Genomic DNA, 24270 nt, shown 5'->3' with positions numbered 1-24270 from the left:
CTACCTTCGCAAAGGAGCCTGCCCATGATACGCACAAGCCTGTTACTCGCTGCCCTGCTCGCCTCCCCCCTGGCCCTGGCGGTCGGCACCGGGCCGACCCATCCGGATGATCCGCACAGCCCGGCGCCCCAGCCGGGCGCGGACAGCACCCTCAACCCGATCGAGGAGCCCATGCCACGGGATACCGACCCGCGAATACAGGGCAGCGACCCTGAAAGCCCGCCCGCCAGGCAAAATGACAATCGTGATTTGCCTGGGATGGAAGGCAGTGGGTCGGAGGGCGCGGGTGGCCAAGGTGGTAACGGATCGGACGGCGGTCAGCGCTGAGCGGTACCGCCCTCTTCCCGGGCTAGCCCCGTGAAGAGGGCGCAATTGCCAACGCAGGAAAGCCGCTTCGAACCGCTCACCACTGGCGCTTTTCAGGCCGTGTCAGCCCCAGCTTTTCTATCTTGTAACGTAGCATATCGCGCGATAGCCCCAGCATCCGCGCCGACTTGGTCACGTTCCAATCAGTACGGTCCAGCGTCCTGCACACCAAATCCCGTTCCATGTCCGGCAAACTGGTCCCAGGCTCAGGCTCATGCCGCGGCATTTCGTACACCGTGGCCATCGGCTGCGTGAGGGGTTCATCGACCAGGGTCAGGCACAGATTCAACTGGTGCGCCTGCACCACTTCATTAGGTGCCAGCAACACCGTCTGTTCCAGCATGTTGCGCAGCTCGCGCACGTTGCCAGGCCAGCTGTAATTGAGCATCAAGTTCTGTGCCTCGGTACTGAAGCGCAGGTTCGGTTTACCGTACCGACGCCCGTGATGGGCCAGGAAGTGCCGCGCCAACAGCAGGATGTCCTGGCCGCGGGCGTGCAAGCGCGGTACCTTCAGCGCGATGATGCGCAGCCGGAAGAACAGGTCCCGGCGAAACTTGCCCTGCTGCACCATCTGTTCGAGATTGCAGTTGGTGGCGCTGATCACCCGCAGGTCAACCTTGCGCTCCTTGACCGCACCTATGCGGCGGATACTGCGATCCTCCAGCAGTTTCAGCAGCTTGGCCTGTAGCACCAGGTCCATTTCGCCGATCTCATCGAGGAACAGGGTGCCGCCGTCCGCGGCCTCCACCAGCCCCACGCGACGTTCCTTGGCGTCGGTGAATGCCCCCTTCTCATGGCCAAACAACTCAGCCTCCAGCAGGTTGGCCGGGATCGAGGCGCAGTTGAACTCGATGAACGGGCCTTTGCTGCGCGAACCATCGAAATGCAGGGCACGCGCAACCAGTTCCTTGCCGGTACCCGTCTCGCCTTCGACCAGCACCGGCGGCAGGTCGTCATTGGCCATGCGGCGTTCAGCATCGAGCACCTGGCGCAGCGTGTGCTTGAGGGTGAGCATCACCGGCGAGTCGCCAATCAGCGCCTGCAGCCCGGACTTCTGCGCCTCGCGCTCCTGGTAGAACGACAGCGTGCGCTCCATCCGCTCGGTGGCCAAAGCCTTTTCCAGTGTCAGTTTGAGCTCGGCCAGCACCACGGGCTTGGTCAGGTAATGGAAAGCCCCCTCTTTCATCGCTTGTACGGCATCCTCTACGTTACCGTAGCCGGTCATCATGATTACCTTGAGCTCCGGCATCTGCGCCACCAGCGTGCGCAGCAGGTCATGCCCATTCATGCCGGGCAGCGAGTTGTCGGTGAGTACCGCGTCGGGCTGGAACCGCTTGATCTGCTCAAGCGCAAGCTCCGCACTGTTACACACCGTCACCTCAAAGCCCTTCAGGTTCAAATAGGTGCGAATGTTGTTGGCAAGGATTTCATCATCCTCGACTACCAGGATGCTGTGCTCCATGTTCCCCTCCCGCTGCGATATTGAAAGTGAGGCTGACGCGGGTTCCTTCCTCTTCACGGCTGCTCAGGCTGACCGAGCCGCCAAAACGTTCCATGATGCGCTGAACCAGCGCCAGGCCTACACCGAGGCCGCCCTGCTTGGTGGTGAAAAACGGTTTGAAGACCATGCGTTGCTGCTGCCTGGTCATGCCCTTGCCTGTGTCACTTAGCAGCAATGCAGCGCGCTGACCTTCCTGTATGCAGACCATGGCACGCAACTCGCCACCCATTGGCATGGCTTCGATGGCATTGGAAAACAGGCTGTTGAGGATCTGCGTCAACTGCAGAGGCTGGCTGGCTACCCACTGCGTCTGGGGCCCGTCGAAGGAAAAGCGGATGCCGTTACGCTCGATCTGCTGGGCAAACGCCAGGCGGGTATCCTTGATGGCGGCTACCAGGTCCACAGCCTCGGGCATATCGCTGGTCGGGCGCAGTGACACCAGCAGTTCGCGCACCCAGCGTGACATGCGGTCCACCTGGCTAATGATGTCGACAATGTTCTGCTGGGCCTGCGGATTGGCGATTTCCTGTGCCAGCTCTGCGCTGGAGCGGATATTGGCCAATGGGTTTCGCAGGCTGTGGGCCACCGCCGAGGACATCTCACCAAGGGCAACATAGGTTTCACTCGCCACCAGCCGATCCTGTTGCTGGTGCAGCATCGACGCTGCGCGACGCACGATCCAGAACAGGCCGAAGTAGATCAGCGCCCCGCCCACCAGGGTCGAGGCCCAGATCAGCACATAACCGCGCTGAATGCGTCGAATGAGGTCCTGTGGCTCTTTGTAAATCTCGACCATAGACAGCACCTGCTCACCTTGGCTGTCGAACAGGGGAATGTAGTTTTCGATGAACAGGTAATTGGGCTCACGCTCGAACTTCTGTTCCTCGCGGTGCTCTTCGACCTTGTGGTAGCTGGCGGACACCGCCTTGCGCGAGCGGAAGGCGTGATCCAGGTCGCCGTCGGCCTCGATGCGCTTGCCAACCAGATCGGGGTTGGTGGACCAGACGATGGTGCGGTCACGGGCATAGACATTGGCCAGCAGCGTGTCCGGAAGATGCTCGACATGATCGAGGAACTCGACCCGAGTCGCCATGGCCAGCTGCGGGCTCACCTGCAGATGCTGCTGGTCCAGGCGCGGATCGAGCAGCTCACCCATGGTGGTGCCAGGTGGCAATTGCGAATGGCGCACTTCGGCCTGGGCCATGGCCTGGATGAATTGGGCGGTGAGCATGGCGTCTCGCTCCACGCTATCGCGGACCACGAAGCGGGTCGATACATAGCCCAGACCACCTGCCACCGACGTGATGATCAGCAAGCTGATCACGGAAAACCAGCGCAGCAGATTGAATTCGCGAAGGGGCGTAGCCAGACCACTGCCGGGCTGGGCGAGGAGCTTGTCGGGAACATCGGTTTCCAGCGTCTGCATCGCGAGGTTCCCGCGCAAGGATTCCGTTCAGAAGGCTGCCACTCATTGCCGTGCGTAGCTAACCGATAGCACTTCGCCACGCCGGCCGCAGCCGCCACTTATCACCTATGTCTTCTTGCAAAAAGTCAGCCACGGATTTATTTCGAAACTAATTTGAAGCTAATCAATCGGTTAGAAACAGAATCTAATCCTTAATCTAGAATAGATCCCCCAGTTTTGGGGAATTTGTACCCAATAATAAAATGTTCTTTTAGAACAATATCTTAGCGTCTACTTCTAGATTTCTACGAAGCTCGCGCAAGCCGAAAGTTGAGCGAAACCTGAGTGCCAAGGCCTTCGCGGCTACTCAACCGAACCGACCCACCGAAACGCTCCATGATCCGTCTGACCAGTACCAACCCCACCCCCAGCCCACCTTGTTTGGTTGTGAAGAAGGGCTTGAACGCCATGCGCTGCTGCTGTTCATTCATGCCTTTTCCGGTGTCGGTCAGGCGCAGGGTGACGCTGCGCCTGTCCTGCTTCACCACCTCGACACGCAGCCGCCCACCCTGCTCCATCGACTCCAGAGCGTTGGCGATCAGGCTGTTGAAAATCTGCCCGAGCAATTCCGGCTGTCCCATCACCTGCAGTGCCGGAAGCGGCTTCAGGTCCAGAGTCACGCCACTGCGTGCCAGCGCTATGGCAAAGGTCTGCAAGCTGTCCTGCAGGACTTGGGGAAGGTCGACCGGTATCGTCTTGTCATCCAGTGGCCGCAGCGACTGCAGCAACTGGCGGATCCACTGCGACATGCGGTCGACCTGGCTGATGATCTCGTTGATATTGCGCTGCGCCGGCCCTTCGTCGTACACCTGAGCCAGTTCGGCGCTGGAGCGGATACTGGCCAACGGATTGCGCAAGCTGTGCGCCACGGCCGAGGACACCTCGCCAAGGGCCACGTAGGTTTCATTGCTGATCAGCCGCTTCTGTTGCACCGCCATCACCCGGGCGGCGCGGCGCATGATGCCGTACAGGCCGATGTAGACCACCCCGGCACCCACCGTGGTGGCCAGCCAGATGAGGACCAGGCCATGTTCGATGCGCACGATCAGGTCATGGGGTTCCTTGTATATCTCCACCATCGCTACGACGTGTTCGCCATCTGCGTCGAACAGCGGAATGTAGTTCTCGATGAACAACTGCTCAGGTGGCGTCACGAACTTCTGCTCGGAGCGGGCCTCTTCGAAGCCGTGGTAACTGGCCGAGACCCGCATTTTGTGCTCGAACGCCCGATCCAGGTCGTCATCGCCCTGAATCAGCTTGCCCGTCAGCGCCGGATTGCTCGACCAGATCACTGTGCGGTCCGGGGCATAGATGTTGGCCAGCAGCATGTCTGGCAAGTGCGCGATGTGGTCAAGGAATTCGCCGCGGGCCTTGCGCCGCGCCACAGGGTCAACGCCTGGCAAAGGATCAAGGTCCGTACGCGGGTCCAGCAGTTCGCCCATGGTGCGCACATTGGGGATCGCCACATGTCGTACTTCAGCGTCGGCGATCGAGGTGATGAACTGCGCGGTAAGCAGCGCGTCACGCTCGACGCTTTCGTCGATGATGAAACGGCTGGATATCAACCCCAGGCCGGCGGCCACCGACAGGATGATGGCCAGGCTGACCCAGGCGTACCAACGCAGGAGGTTGAACGGCTTGCGCGACGTGCCAGCGTCAGGGCTGGCGGGTGACTCGAGTGGGTCGGAACGGGAGGCGATGTCCATGGCGGCTACCACTGCTGAGCACCTTTGAAAGGTTATAGCCCAGAGTTGGGGAACCCATGGCATTGATTTTCGCAAGGCCGATGCAAGGCTGCCTGCCATCAGGTGCCCATCACAACGGCGAGTCCGCTGCCAGCCCCTGTAACTTGCGGTATTCGCGCAGCACATTGGGCACATACCGTCGGGTTTCGGCGAAGGGCGGCACCGCGCCACGTCGGCGCACAGCATCCGGGCCGGCATTGTAGGCGGCCACGGCCAGGGTGATGTCGTTGTCGAACAGGTTCAGCATGCGTTTGAGGTAGCGAGCCCCGCCCTGCACGTTGTCCTCCGGATCAAGCACATCCTCAACACCCATCTCCTTCGCCGTACCCGGCATCAGTTGCATCAGCCCAAGCGCCCCGGCGGCCGAGCGGGCCTTTGGGTTGTACCCCGATTCTGCCTTGATCAGCGCATGCAGCAATGCCTGCGGCACGTTGTGCATGCGCGCCGCTGCTGCCACCAGGTCGGCGTAGGGCCGCCCGGTGATCAATTGCGCATTGGCCGGGCCAGCCTGCGCAACCGGTTCGCGAATGACCCGTTCATAGTTGCGCCCGGGCCGGTGGACGTTGGTCAGCACGTAACCGCCCTTGTCATCGATGGCAATGTACACATCAGCCTGGGCGGTAGCCCCAGCCAGCCAGATCAGCCCCAGGATAATTCCACGCATGTCGGTCGCCTCCCCGCCGTGCCCCCGATATGGGGGAAATACCCCGGAAAACCCGGGCTTTTCTGCTACGACGCAAGCACTGTGCCGCTTGCCATGGCGCATGGCGCAAGGCCCCGAGGCAGACGTGCACGGCTGTTGCATGGCAGATGAAAACCTGAAAAGGCATGTCCCCATGCAGGAGGGCTTCACCATGCAGCGCAAACCCAATCGCCAATGTGGCTTCACCCTGCTCGAACTTCTGGTGGTCCTGGTGGTGCTCGGCTTGTTGGCCGGTATCGTCGCGCCCAAGTACTTCAGCCAGCTGGGCCGTTCCGAGGCCAAGGTGGCACGGGCGCAGATCGAAGGGCTGGGCAAGGCCTTGGACCTTTATCGCCTGGAAATCGGCCACTACCCCAACAGTGAGCAGGGCTTGCAGGCACTGGTTGCCGCCCCCAGTGGCGAAGCCCGCTGGTCAGGCCCTTACCTGCAGAAAGCAATTCCACAGGACCCGTGGGGCCGTGCCTACATCTACCGCCAGCCAGGTGAAAACGGCGGCGAGTACGACTTGCTGTCCATGGGCAAGGACGGCCAGCCCGGTGGCGATGGTGAAAACGCCGAAATTACCAGTTGGCAATGAGGAGCAAGGCCATGCGCTACAGCCTCAAGGCCCTGGGTAGAGAGGGCGTGGTTCAATTGCACATCGATGCCGAGGATGCCGAACAGGCTCGGCGCAAAGTGGAAGACCAGGGCCTGCGTGTCGTCAGCGTACGCAGCCAAGGCGGCACTCTGGTCGGTGTGCCCTGGCGACGCCAGGTCGCCTTTGACCTGTTGCTCTTCAGTCAGGAACTGACCACGCTGCTGCATGCCGGCCTACCCTTGATCGATGCCCTGGAAAGCCTTGCGGAAAAAGCCCCGACCGCGGCAACCCGTAAAGTGCTGGCGGCGCTGGTTGGCCAGTTGTACGAAGGCCGCTCGCTGTCCCAGGCCCTGGCCCAGCAGCCGCGGATATTCCCGCCGCTATACGTGGCCCTGGTGCAGTCCAGCGAGCGTACCGGGGCGCTTGGCGACGCCCTGCACCGCTATATCGGATACCGGCAGCGCTTGGATCTGGTCCGGCAAAAACTGGTGGGGGCTTCGGTCTACCCGCTGCTACTGCTACTGGTGGGCGGTGGCGTCGTGCTGTTCCTGCTCGGCTACGTGGTGCCACGCTTCAGCCTGGTGTTCGAGGGCATGGGCAGCGAACTGCCCTGGCTTTCGCGCATGCTGATGCAGATCGGCCTGTTCCTGCATGCTCAACAGTTGCCCCTGGCCCTGGCAACGGCAGGCGGCATCGGCGCCTTGGTGCTGCTGCGGCGTAACCCCGTTCTGCGGCGTTGGGTGTCGCGCCAGATACGGCGAATGCCAGCCTTGCATCAGCGCCTGATGATGTATGAGCTGGCGCGTTTCTATCGCTCGCTGGGCATTCTGCTGCAAGGCGGCATACCCATCCTGACGGCCATGGGCATGGCCCGCGGGCTGCTGGGAAGCGCTGCGGCACAAGGCCTGGAGCAGGCCAGTCGCGGGGTGGGTGAAGGCCTGCCGTTGTCGCAAGCGCTGGAAGCCGGGCAGTTGGTCACGCCAGTGTCGCTGCGCTTGCTGCGGGCAGGTGAGCAATCGGGGAACCTGGGCGAGATGCTTGAACGCTGCGCAGACTTTCATGACCAGGAAATAGGGCGCTGGGTAGAGTGGTTCGTGAAGCTGTTTGAACCGCTGCTGATGACCTTCATCGGGTTGCTGATCGGGGTGATCGTCATTCTGATGTACATGCCGATCTTCGAGCTGGCGTCGAGTATCCACTAGCCGTCACCGACCGCGTTGACGGCCGGCTTGTCGACGATCAACGGCGCGGCTGGTGCCATCTGACACGGTGCTGGCCTGATGGGTGAACCCGCTCGCTCAATAGTCGAACCGGTCCACCGCCCGCCGCCGCTCATTGTCATCGCGCCGATCGTAGCTGGCAGTGGTCTGGATGTTGGCGTGATGCGCCAGCTTCTGCGCGATCGACAGGTCGTGCTCTTCGATCACCCGGGTGATGAACGCCCGGCGAAAATCATGCGGCATGATCTTCACCCCCACCTGCGCCCCGCGCTGACGGGCGATGTAGTAAATCGCATGTTTGGTGATGCGCGCACGGGTAATGTGGTTGCCACGGCGGATGCGGTTGAACAGGAAGGGGTCGTCCGAGGTGCCCTCTGGCAGTGATTGTCGACGCAGATCAAGCCAGGCCTGCAGTTTTTCGAAGGCCCAGGGCGGCGCATACTTGATCAGTTGCCGGTTGCCTTTGCCCAGCACCTGCAGGCTGCGCGCCTGGAAGTCGACTTGCTCCAGGTCGATGTCCACCGACTCCGATTTGCGCATGCCGGTGCCATACAGCAGCGCGATGATCGCCGCATCACGAACACCCTGCGGGCGCGGATCGGCGGTGCAGACATCCATCAATTCGCGAATCAGGCTACGGCGCAGGTTGCGCCCTGGCGGCAGGCGGCTGCCGGTTGCCGGCTTGACCTCACGAATACGCAGCAACTGCTCATGATCGATCAGGCCCTGGCGCCAGGCTTCATTCATCACGCCGCGTATTGCGTTGACATAAAGCGACGAACTGTTGGGCGCATAGCCATCGGTGCGCAGTGCTGCAACCAGGCCGATCACATGTCCCGGCTCAAGCTTGTGCCATGGCACATCGGCGAGGTTGCAATCAATGAAACCCAGCCGGTCGGCAGCGTCTTGCAAGATGTAGCGCATGGTTTGCTGGCTGGAAGGCGCCAGCCTGGCGAGGTACTGCAGCAGCGGATTTTGCGAAAGGTCGGACAAAACGTGAATCCTGTAGCGAAGCCCGGAGCGCCATCGGGCCCTCCAGGCGTAAAGCGGCCTGCGTCATTGCCTTGAAGATCAGGGATCTTGGCCACTGACATGAGCTGAAATGGGGGCACATAGGCTATCACTGGTAGGCCTCGTGTCCAACTCGGCAATCCTCGGCTTCACCTTCGATATCCCTGGCGGCCTGCTCGGCCAGTACACGCCTGGCGCAGGCAGCGATGCGGCAGCACACTTCTTCCAACTGTTCGACCGCAAGCACCAGCCCCATGCGCACATGTCCCGTTGCGCTGGGCCCGAATGCATCGCCCGGCAGCAGTGAAACGCCCTCCTCAATCAACAGCCGCTGGGCGAAAGCCTGGGCGCTCAGCCCGGTTTCGCGGATATCAAGCATCACGAACATGCCGCCCGCCGGCCGGTGAGGGCGCACCCCGGGGCAATCGCGCAGGGCCCTGCACACCAGATCACGCCGCTGACGATAGGCCTCGCGCATCTGTTGTACCGCAAGCAGGTTCTGCTCCAGCGCTACGCAGGCCCCCTGCATGACAAACTCCGGCAAGCCAAACAGCATGGCCATTGCCAGATTGGCCAAGTGCGCGATCAGCGCCGGGGGGCCGACCACCCACCCCACGCGCCAGCCGCTCATCGCATGCGACTTGGACACACTGTCGATGATCACGCAACGCTCGCGCATGCCGGGCATTTGCGCCGGGGCAACCGCTTGGCCGTCGTACAGCAGGCCACTGTAGACCTGGTCGCACACCAGCCAAAGATCATGGTCGCGACAAAGCTGCGCGAGTTGCACCATGTCCTCAGGGGAGATGGCGCTGCCGGTCGGATTGTGCGGTGTGTTCAGCAGCAGCCCTCGGGTACGCGGGGTTATTGCTTGCGCCACGGCTTGCGGGTCGAGCCGAAAGCCCTGCTCCGGGCTTACCGCCACCTGTACCGGTTGCGCCCCGCAAGCGCCGAATACAGCGTGGTAAGTGACATACATGGGCTCGGCGACGATCACTTCGTCCCCCGCTCCAAACAGGCATTGGCAGACCGCATACAACGCACACTGTGCGCCAGCGAGCACCATCACCTGCTCGACACTGACCTCAGGGCCACCACGGCGTGCAATCGCCTGGCGCAGCGCAAGGTTGCCACGCACATCACTGTAGTGGGTGTCGCCGCGGCGAAGGCTGAAGACCGCAGCTTCGACAACGGCCGTTGGCGTATCGAAGTCAGGATCGCCCACCGACAGCAGGAAGATTTCGCGCCCTTCGCGACGCAGGGCCTGTGCCTGGTAGTGGATATCCCAGGCAGCAGCGCCATCACCGGCAATGCGTTGGGTGAGCGTGGAATAGCGCATGACTGTCTCCCTGTCTGCCCAACTCGCACCGCTGGTCTGAAAACGCTGTGCGCCGAATGAGGTTAAAAATAGCAGAACCCTTCTGCAGCTCTGGCAACACCCGCCAACGAAAACGTTTGCTTGGCCATTTGCCGCCAAACGGCGAAGGAGCCATGTTTGTGACCGGGGTCAAGCGTAGGTGCATTTATCGTTTTTTCGGCAGAACACCAGCCTGACGGATGCTATCTTTAGTTTCCCGACGGCCGCGCTCGCGGCGCCCCGTTCACCGCGTCCGGGTACGGACAAGGAGGCTGGCATGAACAAGATGACGTTCCCCAACGCCTGCCAGGTGATGCGCTGGCACTTCCACCCGCTGGGCTTCGAGGCCACCATGGATGCGCCACGCAGCATGATCGCCCGCCTGTTCGACCGTGCCACGGGCGAAACCTTGCTGGCGATCGCTGGCATCCCCTGCACTGCGATAATGGCGGCAGCCGATGTCGAACGTATCATTGAGGCGGTAGAAGCTGAAATGGATGCTTTCTTACCGGTTCTCGCCCTGCGTGACGCCAGCTAGGCGACCGCCTCGGGGCTTTTGCGCAATACCTGCAATGTCCCCATGAACTGCTCGGCCGGTACCGGCTGGCCCAGCAGGTAACCCTGTAGCGAATCACAGCCCAGACGGGTCAGGAAATCCTGCTGCCCGCCGGTCTCCACGCCCTCGGCAACAATACGCAAGCCCAACGCCTGGCCCAATGCAACGATGGCCGAAACAATGGCTGCATCGTCGCTGTCCTGCTCCAGGTCACGGACGAAACCTCGGTCGATCTTCAGCTCATTGGCGGGTAAGCGCTTGAGGTACATCAGGCTCGAGTAGCCGGTACCAAAGTCATCGATGGACAGGTCCACGCCCATATCGGACAGGCGCTGCAAGACTGCCAGGCTGGCATCGGCATCGTGCATTGCCGTCGTTTCGGTGATTTCCAGCGTCAGGCGGTTGGCCGGCAAACCGTTCTCGCGCAGGGCGCGGGCAACGCTGTCAACCAGGCCGGCATGGCAGAACTGGATCGCGGACAAGTTGACCGCCATGCGCCAGTTTTCATACCCCTGATCAAGCCACTGGCGCATCTGCCGGCAGGCCTCGTCCAGCACCCATTCGCCAATCGGGATGATCAGGCCGGTTTTTTCCGCCAGGCCAATGAAGCGGTCCGGCAGCAGCAGCCCGTGCTGCGGATGCTGCCAGCGCAACAAGGCCTCAGCGCCGATCGGCTGGCAAGCCTGCGCGGCGAACTTGGGCTGGTAATGCAGGCGGAACTGGCGTTGCTCCAGGGCCATGCGCAGGTCCTGCAGCAGCTGCAGCTGCTGGCGGGCGTTGCTGTTCATGGAAGCATCGAAGAAGCTGTAGCCATTCTTGCCGGCGCTCTTGGCGTGATACATGGCAGCATCCGCGTTGCGCAGCAACTCCAGCTGGTCTTGGCCATTACCCGGGTACAGGACAATGCCCAGACTCGCCGTCAATTGCAGGTCATGCTCGGCCACGCGGAACGCCCGCGACACCAGGTTGACCTGTTTGGCTGCCACATCCATGGCATCCGCGGGCTCCTGCAGTTCCACCAGCAACACAAACTCATCACCGCCAATGCGCGCCAATGTGTCCTGGCTGTGCAAGTGGCCGCGCAAGCGTGTTGCCACTGCCTTGAGCAGCAGGTCGCCCACATGGTGACCAAACGCATCATTGACCGGTTTGAAGCCGTCCAGGTCGATGAACATCAGCGCAAAACAGCCGCCCTGCTCCGCCACCTTGCCGATCGCCTGCTCGATACGGTCAGAAAGCAGCGTGCGGTTGGGCAGGCCGGTCAGCGTGTCATGCAGCGCCAGCTGGGTGAGTTCCTGGTTGGCGAGGGTCAGCGAACGCGCAAGCTCCGCAGTGCGTGCCTCCAGGCGAGCATCGAGCACCGAGGTCAGCAAGGCCACTGCGAGCACCGCCAGGGTAGTGATCAGAACCAGATAGACCAGCCCGTCACCTTGCAACCCGCCTGCCAGCGCGCCGCAGAAACTGCCTTGGGGGAAGTTGGCTGCGGCCATGCCGGTGTAGTGCATGCCGACGATGGCGACGCCCATCAGCACAGCCGCCAGTCCGCGGATCTGGCGAACGTAAGGGGTATGCTGACGCAGCAGGAAGGCTATCCACAACGCTGCCGCCGAAGCGCCCACCGCGATCGCCAACGAGGCACCGAACAGCGTTGGGTCGTAGTCAATGCCCGGCAGCATACGCAACGCCGCCATGCCGGTGTAATGCATGCAACTGATGCCGGCCCCCATGAAAAGTGCGCCAAACGCCAGTTGCAGCCACGGCAGGCTCGGTTGGCTAACCAGCCATAGGGCAAACCCCGAAGACAGCACGGCGATCAGTAATGAGAAGGCGGTCAGGCCAATGTCATAGCCCAGTTCGACCGGCAGGCTGAAGGCGAGCATGCCGATGAAGTGCATCGACCAGACGCCGGTACCCATCGCCAGCGCCCCACCGCCCATCCACAGGTGCACCGCCCTGCCCTGGGCGGTAGCGATGCGGCCGGTCAGGTCGAGGGCGGTATAGGAGGCTAGGATGGCCACGCACAGTGAAATCAGCACCAGCGAAGCAGAGTAACTACCGGTCAGCATTGAGAGTTCCAGCGACGGGACAGGGGCCCGAAAAAGCCGACGATTGTACTCAAGCTTTGGCGAAACGCACGGGATTTCTGAGCGCTCAAATGGATCTGTAATTATCTGCGAGAGTCCACCAGCCCCGCGATAGAGCCCCCCGGCGAACCACTGACATCAAATTGCCATTGGTCGGCTTTTGTCGCGCCTGAAGGGCAGGTGAAAAAAGATGTTGGCTCATGCCTGAGCGGGCATTTTTTCGACACTAGACCGCGCCTTCACTCCTGACTGGCAAACGCTTGCCCGGCATCCCAGCCGCCGCCCAACGCAGCGATCAGCTGCACACTGGCCACCAGACGCCCCTGTAACAGGTTCAACACACTGCGCTCATTGCTCAGCGCCGTGGTCTGTACATTGACCACGTCCAGATAGCCGATCAGCCCGGCCCTGTACTGGTTGTCGGTCAGGCGCAACGACTCACGCGCGGCATCCAGAGCTTCCTGGCGCACGAGCGCCTCTTCGCCGTAAACCTTGAGTTGCACCAGGTAATTCTCGACCTCCTTGAAGCCGTCGAGCACGGTCTGGCGGTACTGCGCCACGGTCTGGTCGTATACCGCGACAGTGCGGTCAACCTCGGCGCTGCGCTTGCCGGCATCGAAGAGTGTCAGCGCCAGTTGCGGCCCTACCGACCAGTAACGATTGGGCAACTGAATCCAGTCATTGAAGGTACTGCTGGAATAACCACCGCTCATGCTCAGGCTCAAGTCAGGGAAATAGGCGGCCCGTGCCACGCCGATGTTGGCGTTGGCCGCCATCACGTTGCGCTCGGCCGAAGCGATGTCCGGGCGGCGCTCCAGCAGTTGCGACGGCAGGCTTACCGGAATCTGCGGCAAGGCCGGGATGCTTTTGCTGTCGGCGAGGGCAAACTCGGCGGGTGCCTTGCCCAGTAGCACGGCAATGGCGTTTTCGAACTGTGCACGCTGCCAGACCAGATCTATCAGGTCGGCTTGGGTAGTCTTGAGCTGGGTACGTGCCTGGGCCACTGCGTCGGGGCCCGAGACGCCTGCACGGTACTGGTTCTGGGTCATGCGCAACGAACGTTCATACGTCGCGACGGTGGCTTCCAGCAGGCGCTTCTGCTCATCGATTACGCGCAACTGCAGGTAATTCTGCACCAGCTCAGACTGCTGGCTGAGGCGGATCGCGGCGAGGTCGGCGAAGCTCGCTTGAGCACTGGCCTCGTTGGCGTTCATGGTCTCGCGCAACTTGCCCCACAGGTCGATTTCCCAGCTCACGCCAAGCTGCGCGTTGTAAGTGTTGCGAATACCGCTGCTGTTGTTGGAAAGGCTGGAGCTCGAACTGCCTGTGCCCTGGGCCGAGCGGTTCTTGCTGGTGGTCAGGTCCAGGCTTGGGAACAACGACGCACGGCTACTGCGCACCAGCGCTTGGGCCTGGCGGTACTGGGCTTCGGCCTGCGCCACACTCTGATTGCTGCGGTTGAGCTCCTCGACCAGAGCGTTGAGCCCCGCGTCACCATAGATTTCCCACCAGGCGCCACGGGCGATGGCATCGGACGGGTTGGCCTGGGTCCAGCCCTCGGCCTGTTTGAACTGCGCCGGTGTGCTCAGCTCCGGGCGATGGTAGTCCGGGCTCAGGGTACAGGCGCTTAGCAGCGCCGCACACAGACCGGCACCGACCAGGCGTGAGCCACGCCCGCGGGTCAGCAGTTGCAGGGCGCGATGGAGTGGGGACTGGGCAAAATTCATAGCGGGGTATCCAGAGCGGCATCGGTGCGCACGCCGCGCCAATGGTTGAATCGGTGGCGCAGGCGGTCGAGGTACAGGTACACCACCGGCGTCGTATACAGGGTCAGGACTTGGCTGAAGACCAGGCCGCCAATGATGGTCAGGCCCAGCGGTTGGCGCATTTCCGCACCCTCGGCGCGGCTGAGCAGCAGTGGCAAGGCGCCGAGCATGGCCGCCAGCGTGGTCATCAGGATCGGCCGCAGGCGCAGCAGGCAGGCACGGCGGATCGACTCTTCCGGTGTCAGCCCCTGATGGCGCTCCAGTTGCAGCGCCAGGTCGATCATCAGGATGGCGTTCTTCTTCACCACGCCAATCAGCAGGAACAGGCCCAGCAGGGATATCAGGCTGAATTCGCCCCCGGTGACATAGAGCGCAAGCAAGGCACCGACGCCAGCCGAAGGCAAGGTCGAAAGGATGGTCAGCGGGTGAATGTAGCTTTCATACAGTATGCCCAGCACCAGATACACCAGCACCAACGCGCCAAGAATCATGAACGGCTGGCCCTGCTGGGTCTTGGCGAAGGCGTCTGCCGTGCCGCCCAGCTTGGCAATCACCTCCTCGGGCAGGCCCAGCTTGGCCACCGCCCGCTCCACCGCCGCCATGGCCTGGTCGGGGCTGTAGCCTTCGGCAACGTCGAAGGCGATGTCTTCGGCAGCGAACTGGCCCTCATGGCTGACCCGGTCGTTTGCCAGGCTGTTCTCGTAATGGGCGATGGTCGACAAGGGCACACGCGCCCCGTCACTGGTGATCACCTGCACCTGCTCCAGGCTGCTTGGGTCCCAGGCGTATTTTGGGTTGATTTCCAGCACCACCTGGTACTGGTTGAGGCTGTCGTAGATGGTCGAGATCTGCCGTTGACTGTAAGCGTTGTTCAGAACGGTGGTGACCATGTCCATGTCGATACCCAGGCGCTTGGCCTGGTCGCGATCGACTACCAGTGTCACCTGCTGGGTACCGGAGCCGTCGCGAGCATCGATGGCGGTCAGCTCGGGCAGCGCGCGCATGGCTGCGACCACCTTGGGGAACCACTGGCGCAACGCTGCCAGATCGCCGCTCTGCAGGGTGTACAGGTACTGCGACGAGGTCTGGTCACGGCCACCGCCGCCCAGTTGCAGGTCCTGGTCAGCCATCAGGAACAGCCGTCCGCCAGGGACCTTGGGCATTTCCTTGCGCAAACGCTCGATGACCTGCTGCGCATCGATCTTGCGCTCGCTGATCGGCTTCAGGCGCACCAGCACCATGGCGTTGTTGGTACCACTGTTGCCACCAATGAAACCGGCAACACTCTGCACGGCCGGGTCGGCCAGCAAGGCACGGCGGTAGATTTCCATCTTCGGCTGCATCACGGTGAACGACAGCCCGTCGTCACCGCGGATGAAGCCCATCAGCTGGCCGGTGTCCTGCTGCGGGATCAGCGTTTTCGGCACGACCACATACAGCACGATGTTCAGGCCGATGGTCGCCAACAGGCTGATCAAGGTCAGGCGCTTGTGGCGAAGGGCCCAACTCAGGCTGCGATCGTAACCTTGGACCATGCGCTTGTGCACATTGTCGCTCCAGCGCTGCAGGCGCGTCTGTTCGGCGCGGTGGGGCTTGAGCCAACGGGCACAGAGCATCGGGGTGAGGGTCAGCGAAACCACCAGCGAGACGATGATCGCCGCCGCCAGGGTAATCGAGAACTCCTGGAACAGGTTGCGCACGATGCCGCCCATGAACAGGATCGAAACGAACACCGCTACCAGCGAGACGTTCATCGACAGCAAGGTGAAGCCGACTTCCTTGGCGCCGAGGAACGCCGCACGCATCGGCGGCTGGCCGTCCTCGATATGCCGCGAAATGTTTTCCAGCACCACGATGGCATCGTCCACCACCAGGCCTGTGGCCAGGATCAACGCCATCAGCGACAGGTTGTTCAGCGAAAAACCGCACAGGTACATCACCGCGAAGGTCCCCACCAGCGATACCGGTACCGCCAGGCTGGGGATCAACGAGGCGCGCAGGCTGCCGAGGAACAGGTAGACCACGAGGATCACCAGCACCACGGCGATCAGCAGTGTGTGCTCGGCTTCCTTGAGGGTGGCCTTGATGACCGGCGAACGGTCCATGGCCACGTTCAGTTGCACGCTGGCCGGCAGCAGCGACTGCAGGGCCGGCAACTGCGCGTGGATCTGGTCGACGGTCTCGATGATGTTGGCGCCGATCTGACGGTTGACCACCAGCAGCACGGCACTCTGATCGTTGAAAAAGCCGCTGTTGTAGCGGTTCTCGACGCTGTCTGTGATGGTCGCCACGTCGGACAGGCGCAGTATCGTACCGTTCTGCTGCCGGATCACGATCGGTTCGTAATCCTTGGCTTTTTCCAGCTGGTCGTTGGCCCGTACCTGCCAGTTGCGCTCGCTGTCCTCGACGAAACCCATCGGCCGGCGCTGGTTGGCGTTGGCCACCGCAGTGCGCACTTCGTCCAGGGACAGGCTGTACTGGTTGAGCAGTTGCGGCTCGACGGAAATGCGCACAGCCGGCAGCGAACTGCCGCCGATCTGCACTTCCCCTACCCCACTTACCTGAGCCAGGCTCTGCGACAGGATGGTGTCAGCCAGATCGTACAACTGGCCTTTCTGCAGCACATCAGAGGTCAACGACAGCACCATGATCGGCGCCTGCGACGGGTTGAGCTTCTTGTAGGTCGGCATGCTGCGCATGCCGCTGGGCAGCAGGTTGCGGGTGGCGTTGATCGCCGCCTGCACCTCGCGCGCGGCGCCGTCGATGTCCCGGCCTTGCTCGAAGCCGATGATTACCCGGGTCGAGCCCTGGTTGGAGCTACTGGTCAGGGTGGTGACACCGGCGATACTGCCAAGCTTGCGTTCCAGCGGCGTGGCTACCGTGGAGGCCATCACCTCGGGGCTGGCGCCAGCCAGGTTGGCTTGAACCACGATCACCGGGAAGTCCATCTGCGGCAACGGCGAAACCGGCAGCAGGCCGAAGCTGACGCCACCAAGCAGCATGATTGCCAGGCTCAGCAGCATGGTCGCCACAGGCCGGCGAATGAAAGGGCCGGACAGGTTCATGCCTCGGCCTGCGTGGTGTCAGCGGCTGGGCGCCAGCGCCGTGCCAAGCGGTCGAAGTACAGGTAGATGACCGGCGTTGTGAACAGGGTCAGCACCTGGCTTACCAGCAAGCCGCCGACCATGACCAGCCCCAGCGGCTGGCGCAACTCGGCACCGGAACCTGTGGCCAGCATCAGCGGTACTGCGCCGAACAGCGCAGCCAGGGTGGTCATCAGGATCGGCCGGAAGCGCAGCAGCGCCGCCTGGTAGATCGCGTCGTGCGGGCTCATGCCTTGGTTGCGCTCGGCCTCGAGGGCGAAGTCGATCATCATGATCGCGTTCTTCTTGACGATGCCGATGAGCAGAATGATGCCAATGATGGCGATCATGCCCAGGTCGTTGCCGCTGAGGATCAACGCCAGCAAGGCACCGACCGCCGCCGACGGCAAGGTCGAGAGGATGGTGATCGGGTGAATGTAGCTCTCGTACAGCACGCCGAGCACGATGTACATGGTCACCACGGCGGCAAGGATCAGCAGCAAGGTGCTCGACAGGGACGCCTGGAAGGCCTCGGCAGCGCCCTGGAAGCGGGTCTGCACGCCGATGGGCATGCCGATTTCCTGCTGGACCTGCTCGATCACCTTGACCGCTTCGCCCAGCGACGCACCATGCGCCAGGTTGAACGACATCATCACCGCGGGGAACTGGCCGATGTGTGAAATCGCCAGCTGCGCCTGACGCTGCTCGATGCGCGCCAGTGCCGACAGGCGTACCTGACCACCGTCACTGGCCTTGACGTGGATCGACTCCAGCGCCTGTGGGCCGATGCTTGCTGCATCGCGCGACTGCAGCACCACCCGGTACTGGCTGGCCTGGGTATAGATGGTCGAGATCTGCCGCTGGCCGAAGGCGTCATACAGGGCGTTGGTGATTTGCGACACATCGATGCCCAGGCGGCTGGCCATGTCACGGTCGATCACCAGGTACACCTGCAGCCCCTTGTCTTGAAGGTCGCTGGCCACATCCTGCAGTTCCGGCCGCTGTTGCAGCGCATTGACCAGCTTGCCGCTCCACTGCGCGAGCAGGTCGGCGTCGGGCGAGGACAGGCTGAACTGGTACTGCGTGCGGCTGACCCGATCCTCGATGCTCAGGTCTTGCACCGGCTGCATGAACAGGCGGATGCCGACCAGCTTGTCGAGCTGAGGCTGCAAGCGGCTGATCACCTCGCCGGCCGTCACGTCGCGCTCGCCGTGGGGTTTGAGGTTGATCAGCAGACGGCCACTGTTGAGCGTGGCATTGTCACCGTCCACGCCGATGTAGGACGACAGGCTCTGCACGGCCGGATCCTGCAGGATGATCGTGCTCAGCGACTGCTGGCGTTCGCTCATGGCGGCGAACGAGGTGGACTGCGGGGCTTCGGAGATACCCTGGATCACCCCGGTGTCCTGCACCGGGAAGAAGCCCTTGGGCACCACCATGTACAGGAAAACGGTCAGTGCCAGGCTGGCGACCGCCACCAGCAAGGTCAGCGGCTGGTGCCGGAGCACCCATTGCAGGCCACGGCCGTAGTAATCGATCAGCCAGTCGATCCAGGCACCACTGGCTCGGTAAAAACGGCCTTGCTCTTCTTCTTTGGGTTCACGCTTGAGCAGGCGTGCGCACATCATGGGTGTCAGGGTCAGCGAGACCACCAGGGAAATCAGGATAGCCACCGCCAGCGTGATGGCGAATTCGCGGAACAGCCGGCCCACCACATCGGCCATGAACAGCAGCGGGATGAGCACGGCAATCAGCGAGAAGGTCAGGGAGATCAGGGTGAAACCGATCTGCCGCGCGCCCTTGAGCGCAGCCTGCATGGGCGTTTCGCCCTCCTCGATGTGCCGCGAGATGTTCTCCAGCATGACGATGGCGTCATCGACCACAAAACCGGTGGCGATGGTCAGGGCCATCAAAGTCAGGTTGTTGATCGAGAAGCCGGCCAGGTACATCACGCCGAAGGTGCCGATCAGCGACAGCGGCACGGCAATCGACGGGATGATGGTGGCACTGATGCGGCGCAGGAAGACGAAGGTCACCATCACCACCAGGACGATGGCGATCAGCAGTTCGTGCTGCACATCCTTGACCGCGGCGCGGATGGTCTGGGTGCGGTCGGTCAGCACCGACACCTCGAGGCCGGCGGGCAGGTTGTCGGTGATCGACGGCAGCAGGTCCTTGATGCGGTCGACCACCTCGATGACATTGGCACCGGGCTGGCGCTGGATGTTCAGCAGTACCGCCTGGTTCTGGTTGGCCCAGGCAGCGAGGCGTTCGTTCTCGGCTCCGTCGACGATTTCGGCGACGTCCTTCAGGCGCAGCGGCGCACCGTTGTTGTACGCCAGGATCAGGTTGGCGTACTCCTCGGGGGAACGCAGCTGGTCATTGGCATCGAGCATCGACACCCGGGTCGGGCCATCGAAGTTGCCCTTGGGCTGGTTGACGTTGGAGGCGCCAACCAGGGTACGCACGTCATCGAGGTTCAGACCATTGGCGGCCAACGCATCGACGTTGACCTTGATGCGTACAGCCTGGCGCTGGCCACCGGCGATGCTGACCATGCCCACGCCGCCGATCTGCGCGAGCTTCTGCGCCACGCGGGTGTCGACCAGGTCGTTGAGCTTGGGCAGCGGCATGGTCTTGCTGGAAATGGCCAGGGTCAACACCGGGGTATCGGCAGGGTTGACCTTGTTGTACACAGGTGGTGCCGGCAGGTCGCTGGGCAGCAGGTTGCTGGCGGCGTTGATCGCGGCCTGTACCTGCTGCTCGGCAACGTCCATGTTCATGTCCAGGCTGAAGCGCAGGGTCAGCACCGAGGCACCGCCAGAACTGGTCGATGCCATCTGGGTCAGGCCCGGCATCTGGCCGAACTGGCGCTCGAGCGGCGCGGTCACGGCGCTGGTCATCACCTGCGGGCTGGCGCCCGGATACAGGGTCATGACCCTGATGGTCGGGTAATCGACCTGCGGCAAGGCCGAAACCGGCAGCAGCTTGTACGCGATCAGGCCGGCCAGCACGATGGCCAGCATGCTCAGCGTGGTGGCGACCGGGCGAAGGATGAACAGGCGCGACAGGTTCATGCGCCCGCCTTGCCTGCCGTTTCACCGGTCTGGGCCGAGCCTTTGCCGTCCTGCCCCTGCAGGTGCTGGCCGGGGGTGGCCGGTACTTGCGAGCTGTCTTCGACCACTTCGACCTTGGAACCTTCGCGCAGGCGGTCGGTGCCTTCGAGCACCAGGCGGTCACCGGCCTTGAGGCCTTCGAGGATCACACTGTTCTCACCGTCACTGGGGCCCACCTTGAGCTTGCGCACATTGACCGTGTTGTCGGCAGTGACGACATAGGCGAAGGTGCCGTCGTTGCCGAACTGGATGGCCGCCGCCGGTGCCATGACGACCTGCTTGAGGGTGTCGGCCAACAGGCGCACGTTGACGAACTGGTTGGGGAACAGGGCCATGTCCTTGTTCTCGAAGCGGCCTTTGAACTTCAGGGTACCGGTGGTGATGTCTATCTGGTTGTCGATGCTGGCCAGCACGCCAGTGGACTGCAGCTTGCTGTCGCCGCGGTCCCAGGCCTCGACCGGCAGGCTGGCACCGCTGCGGTAACGTTCCAGCACGGTAGTCAGCTCGGTTTCCGGCAAGGTGAAGGCAACGCTGATCGGTTCGGTCTGGGTGATGACCACCAGGGCGGTAGTGTCATTGGCCGCCACCAGGTTGCCCAGGTCGAGCTGACGCAGGCCCACCCGGCCACTGATCGGCGCGCGGATCTGGGTGAAATCAAGGTTCAGGCGGGCATCATTGACCTGAGCCTGGTTGGTTTTCACCAGCCCCTGGAACTGCGCCACCTGGGCTTCGGAGGTATCGAGCGTCTGTTTGGCGATGCTGTCTTCGGCGTACAGGCCTTTATAGCGCGCCAGGTCGACTTGAGCGTTCTTGAGCTGCGCCCGGTTTTGCGCCAGCGTGCCTTCGGCCTGCTGCAGCGCGATGCGGTAGGCGCGCGGGTCGATCTCGGCGAGCAAGTCGCCAGCCTTGACCTGCTGGCCCTCCTTGAAGTGGATTTTCACCAGCTCACCGGCAACACGGCTACGCACGTTGACGGTATTGGTCGCGGTAACCGTGCCAAGCGCCTTGTAGTAGAGCGGAAAGTCGCCCACCCGTGCAGGTTCCACACGCACTGGCACCGCTTCGGTGGAGCCGCCGAAGCCGGGACGGCCCATACCGATGCCCATGCCCTTGCCCGGGCGCCCCCCGCCCGCTTCTTTTGGGGCAGACGTTGCAGCGGGCCACAACCACCAGGCCAGCAGGGCCACCAGCAGCAGGATCAGCAGGCCAACGAGCCAGCGACGAGGGGATCGGGAGACGGAAACTCGCATGGGTTGAACGAACCTTGTTCGGAATGACGACTTGGGAAGGTGAACGATAAGCACTGGCACTCTTTTAGCAAAGGCCCTTTACCAGAGGTTTACCTTTGCCTGACGTTGCCAAGAGGCTGAACTTTAAATGAAAACGGCCCGGAAAGCGTTCCGGGCCGTTACAGGGTGTTGCTTGGAGAGGCAGCGTACTGAAGAGTTCCGAGGCCGAAACCTTCGATAAAGGCCTTCGTTACGCTCAATGCCAGCCAGCTAAGCGATTTAGGGCCGCTTTGCGGCCCCGACAAGGCCAACTGACTGGCATCAGCCCTGCACCATTCTTTACTTCAACACCGCCAGTGCCGCGTCATAGTTCGGCTCTTCAGCGATTTCACCTACCAGCTCGCTGTGCAGCACCTTGTCGTTTTCGTCCAGCACCACCACGGCGCGGGCAGCCAGGCCGGCCAGCGGGCCGTCGGCAATGGCAACACCGTAGTTTTCGAGGAACTCGCGACCACGCAGGGTCGACAGGTTCTTCACGTTCTCCAGGCCTTCGGCGCCGCAGAAGCGCGCCTGGGCGAACGGCAGGTCGGCAGAGATGCACAGCACCACGGTATTGGCCACATCGTTGGCCTGGGCGTTGAACTTGCGCACCGAGGTAGCGCAGGTCGGGGTATCGACGCTTGGGAAGATGTTCAGCACCTTGCGCTTGCCGGCGAAGTCCTTCAGCGACTTGTCGGCCAGGCCTTCACCTACCAGGGAGAAGGCCGGAGCCTGGGCACCGGCTTTTGGCAGCTCGCCGTTGACCTGAACCGGGTTGCCTTTGAGAGTCACTTGAGCCATGGACGAAATCCTTATGCGGGGTTTGAAAAGGACACTGAGTTAAGCATGAAGGCGGCCGGGTGCCTATGGGGTTCAGTGAAATTGTTCTATTGCCTGACAGTTATTGTGGACAAAAAAATGTCCGGGTTGCTACAAGCAGCCCGGACATTTCTCAAAGCGAACGATGGATCAGCCCAACAGGCCGTACACCACAGAAGTCAGCGCAACCAGGCCAACCACCACTACAAAGACGTTGGACAGCGCGCCACTGTACTTGCGCATCGACGGCACGCGGCGGATGGCGTACATCGGCATCAGGAACAGCAGCACGGCGATGATCGGGCCACCCAGCGACTCGATCATACCCAGGATGCTCGGGTTCAGGGTGGCGACGATCCAGCACACCACCAGCATCAGCGCGGCAACCACACGGTCCAGCGCCTTGGCGCCCGGGCGTGCACCGGTTTTGGCGATGATGCCCTTCAGGCCTTCGCTGGCACCGATGTAATGGCCCAGGAACGACTTGGCGATGGCGATGAAGGCGATCAGCGGCGCGGCGAAAGCGATCGTCGGGTTGCTGAAGTGGTTGGCCAGGTACGACAGGATCGACAGGTTCTGCGCCTTGGCCTCAGCCAATTGAGCGCTGTCGAGGGTCAGTACGCAGCTGAAGACGAAGAACAGCACCATGGCCACCATCAGTAGGTGTGCGCGTGCCAGGATCTGGCCGCTGCGCTCGTCGGCGTGTTCGCCATACCGGCGCTTCTGGTCCACGGCAAAGGCCGAGATGATCGGCGAGTGGTTGAACGAGAACACCATCACCGGGATCGCCAGCCACACGGTGTGCAGGAAGGCCGAACCCGATGGCAGTTGGGAAGCGCCGTCGAGGATACCCCCGGTCCAGTGCGGGACCAGGTAAAGGCCCAGCAGCGCCAAGGCGACGATGAACGGGTAAACCAGCAGGCTCATGACCTTCACCGTGGCCTGCTCACCGCAGCGCACGATGGCCAGCAGGCCCAGGATCAGCACGAACGACAACAGCGCCCGCGGCGGCGGGGTCATGTGCAACTGGTGTTCCATGAAGCTGGTGACCGTGTTGGTCAGCGCCACGCTGTAAATGAGCAGGATCGGGAAGATGGCGAAGAAGTACAGCACGGTGATCAGTGCACCGGCCTTGATGCCGAAATGTTCTTGCACCACCTCGGTGATATCCCCGCCACTGCGCCCGGACAGGACGAACCGGGTCAGGCCGCGGTGGGCGAAGTAGGTCATCGGGAAGGCCAGCGCGGCGAGGATCAATAGCGGCCAAAAACCACCGAGGCCGGCGTTGATCGGCAGGAACAAGGTACCTGCACCGATGGCGGTGCCAAACAGGCCCAGCATCCAGGTAGTGTCATGACGGGACCAGCTGCCAAGGGCAGCCGGGGTCGATTCGAAGCGTTGTTCAACGCTTGGGGCCTGCTCGTTCATTCCGGGTGCAACTCCACTCGCAAGACTGCAACAGGGCTGGGAGTGGCGAAACAGAGGCTTCGAGCACCCCAACCAGAAAAGAGGGGCGCGATTGTGCACTGAAAGTGGGCGGTTGCGAAGCCCCGCCCGAGGGACGGTTGCACTTGTCTTTACAAGCGGGGTTGCACTATGGGGCCGCCTTGCGGCCCTTTCCGACCGGTCCGGC

The 24270-nt window shown here is 62.4% G+C and carries 17 protein-coding genes; 4 read left to right on the top strand and 13 right to left on the bottom strand.

What is annotated here, in order from left to right; genetic code table 11:
* The first annotated feature begins 24 nt into the window (after positions 1-24).
* A complete protein-coding gene (locus tag ACMGGN_RS08470) occupies positions 25-327 on the top strand; it encodes a hypothetical protein (protein WP_414156664.1) in 303 nt (100 codons plus the stop codon).
* Positions 328-403: 76 nt separating this feature from the next.
* Here ACMGGN_RS08470 and ACMGGN_RS08465 read toward each other — a convergent pair whose 3' ends face one another.
* From ACMGGN_RS08465 to ACMGGN_RS08450, 4 genes are all read right to left on the bottom strand, one after another.
* Entirely contained in the window at positions 404-1828 is a 1425-nt protein-coding gene (locus tag ACMGGN_RS08465; protein ID WP_115274691.1) for a sigma-54-dependent transcriptional regulator, read from the bottom strand.
* A complete protein-coding gene (locus ACMGGN_RS08460; protein WP_046786096.1) occupies positions 1797-3293 on the bottom strand; it encodes a sensor histidine kinase in 1497 nt (498 codons plus the stop codon). Before ACMGGN_RS08460 ends, ACMGGN_RS08465 begins: the two co-directional genes overlap by 32 nt.
* Before the next feature lie 284 nt (positions 3294-3577).
* Positions 3578-5038: an ATP-binding protein gene (locus tag ACMGGN_RS08455; RefSeq protein ID WP_115275537.1), complete on the bottom strand. Its 1461-nt coding sequence runs from the start codon at positions 5036-5038 to the stop codon at positions 3578-3580.
* Positions 5039-5147: 109 nt separating this feature from the next.
* On the bottom strand, positions 5148-5741 hold the full coding sequence (locus ACMGGN_RS08450; RefSeq protein ID WP_046786095.1) for a lytic transglycosylase domain-containing protein: 594 nt from the start codon (positions 5739-5741) through the stop codon (positions 5148-5150).
* Positions 5742-5931: 190 nt separating this feature from the next.
* Here ACMGGN_RS08450 and gspG point away from each other — a divergent pair, with 190 nt between their 5' ends.
* Together gspG and ACMGGN_RS08440 are read left to right on the top strand one after the other, a co-directional pair.
* Positions 5932-6357 (top strand): type II secretion system major pseudopilin GspG, encoded by a 426-nt coding sequence (gene gspG, locus ACMGGN_RS08445; protein ID WP_046786409.1) that lies wholly within the window; start codon positions 5932-5934, stop codon positions 6355-6357.
* 11 nt (positions 6358-6368) lie between these two features.
* On the top strand, positions 6369-7559 hold the full coding sequence (locus ACMGGN_RS08440) for a type II secretion system F family protein (RefSeq protein ID WP_046786094.1): 1191 nt from the start codon (positions 6369-6371) through the stop codon (positions 7557-7559).
* A 96-nt stretch (positions 7560-7655) separates the two neighbouring features.
* On the opposite strand, the gene xerC is transcribed toward ACMGGN_RS08440, so the two are convergent.
* Together xerC and ACMGGN_RS08430 are read right to left on the bottom strand one after the other, a co-directional pair.
* On the bottom strand, positions 7656-8570 hold the full coding sequence (gene xerC, locus ACMGGN_RS08435) for a tyrosine recombinase XerC (RefSeq protein ID WP_174141144.1): 915 nt from the start codon (positions 8568-8570) through the stop codon (positions 7656-7658).
* Between the two features lie 127 nt (positions 8571-8697).
* On the bottom strand, positions 8698-9927 hold the full coding sequence (locus tag ACMGGN_RS08430; protein ID WP_115274688.1) for a pyridoxal phosphate-dependent aminotransferase: 1230 nt from the start codon (positions 9925-9927) through the stop codon (positions 8698-8700).
* Between the two features lie 295 nt (positions 9928-10222).
* Here ACMGGN_RS08430 and ACMGGN_RS08425 point away from each other — a divergent pair, with 295 nt between their 5' ends.
* Entirely contained in the window at positions 10223-10483 is a 261-nt protein-coding gene (locus ACMGGN_RS08425; protein ID WP_119687089.1) for a DUF1652 domain-containing protein, read from the top strand.
* Here the strand turns inward: ACMGGN_RS08425 and ACMGGN_RS08420 are convergent.
* The 7 genes from ACMGGN_RS08420 to ACMGGN_RS08390 form a co-directional block, all read right to left on the bottom strand.
* Positions 10480-12567, bottom strand: a complete 2088-nt coding sequence (locus ACMGGN_RS08420) for a putative bifunctional diguanylate cyclase/phosphodiesterase (protein WP_414156663.1) — start codon at positions 12565-12567, stop codon at positions 10480-10482. The genes ACMGGN_RS08425 and ACMGGN_RS08420 overlap by 4 nt on opposite strands.
* 257 nt (positions 12568-12824) lie before the next feature.
* Positions 12825-14312: an efflux transporter outer membrane subunit gene (locus tag ACMGGN_RS08415; protein ID WP_115274686.1), complete on the bottom strand. Its 1488-nt coding sequence runs from the start codon at positions 14310-14312 to the stop codon at positions 12825-12827.
* Entirely contained in the window at positions 14309-17416 is a 3108-nt protein-coding gene (locus ACMGGN_RS08410; RefSeq protein ID WP_046786090.1) for an efflux RND transporter permease subunit, read from the bottom strand. The genes ACMGGN_RS08415 and ACMGGN_RS08410 overlap by 4 nt, the downstream gene beginning before the upstream one ends.
* Positions 17413-20511 (bottom strand): MdtB/MuxB family multidrug efflux RND transporter permease subunit, encoded by a 3099-nt coding sequence (locus ACMGGN_RS08405; protein WP_115274685.1) that lies wholly within the window; start codon positions 20509-20511, stop codon positions 17413-17415. Before ACMGGN_RS08405 ends, ACMGGN_RS08410 begins: the two co-directional genes overlap by 4 nt.
* Positions 20508-21800, bottom strand: a complete 1293-nt coding sequence (locus ACMGGN_RS08400) for an MdtA/MuxA family multidrug efflux RND transporter periplasmic adaptor subunit (protein WP_414156662.1) — start codon at positions 21798-21800, stop codon at positions 20508-20510. The genes ACMGGN_RS08405 and ACMGGN_RS08400 overlap by 4 nt, the downstream gene beginning before the upstream one ends.
* 318 nt (positions 21801-22118) lie before the next feature.
* Entirely contained in the window at positions 22119-22619 is a 501-nt protein-coding gene (tpx, locus tag ACMGGN_RS08395) for a thiol peroxidase (RefSeq protein ID WP_039603773.1), read from the bottom strand.
* A gap of 168 nt (positions 22620-22787) precedes the next feature.
* Entirely contained in the window at positions 22788-24065 is a 1278-nt protein-coding gene (locus ACMGGN_RS08390) for a serine/threonine transporter (protein ID WP_046786087.1), read from the bottom strand.
* Positions 24066-24270: the final 205 nt, after the last annotated feature.

The organism is Pseudomonas sp. BNK-30 (assembly GCF_047456185.1).
GTDB classification, from domain to species: Bacteria; Pseudomonadota; Gammaproteobacteria; order Pseudomonadales; family Pseudomonadaceae; genus Aquipseudomonas; species Aquipseudomonas putida_E.
This window is presented reverse-complemented; position numbering and strand designations above follow the sequence as displayed.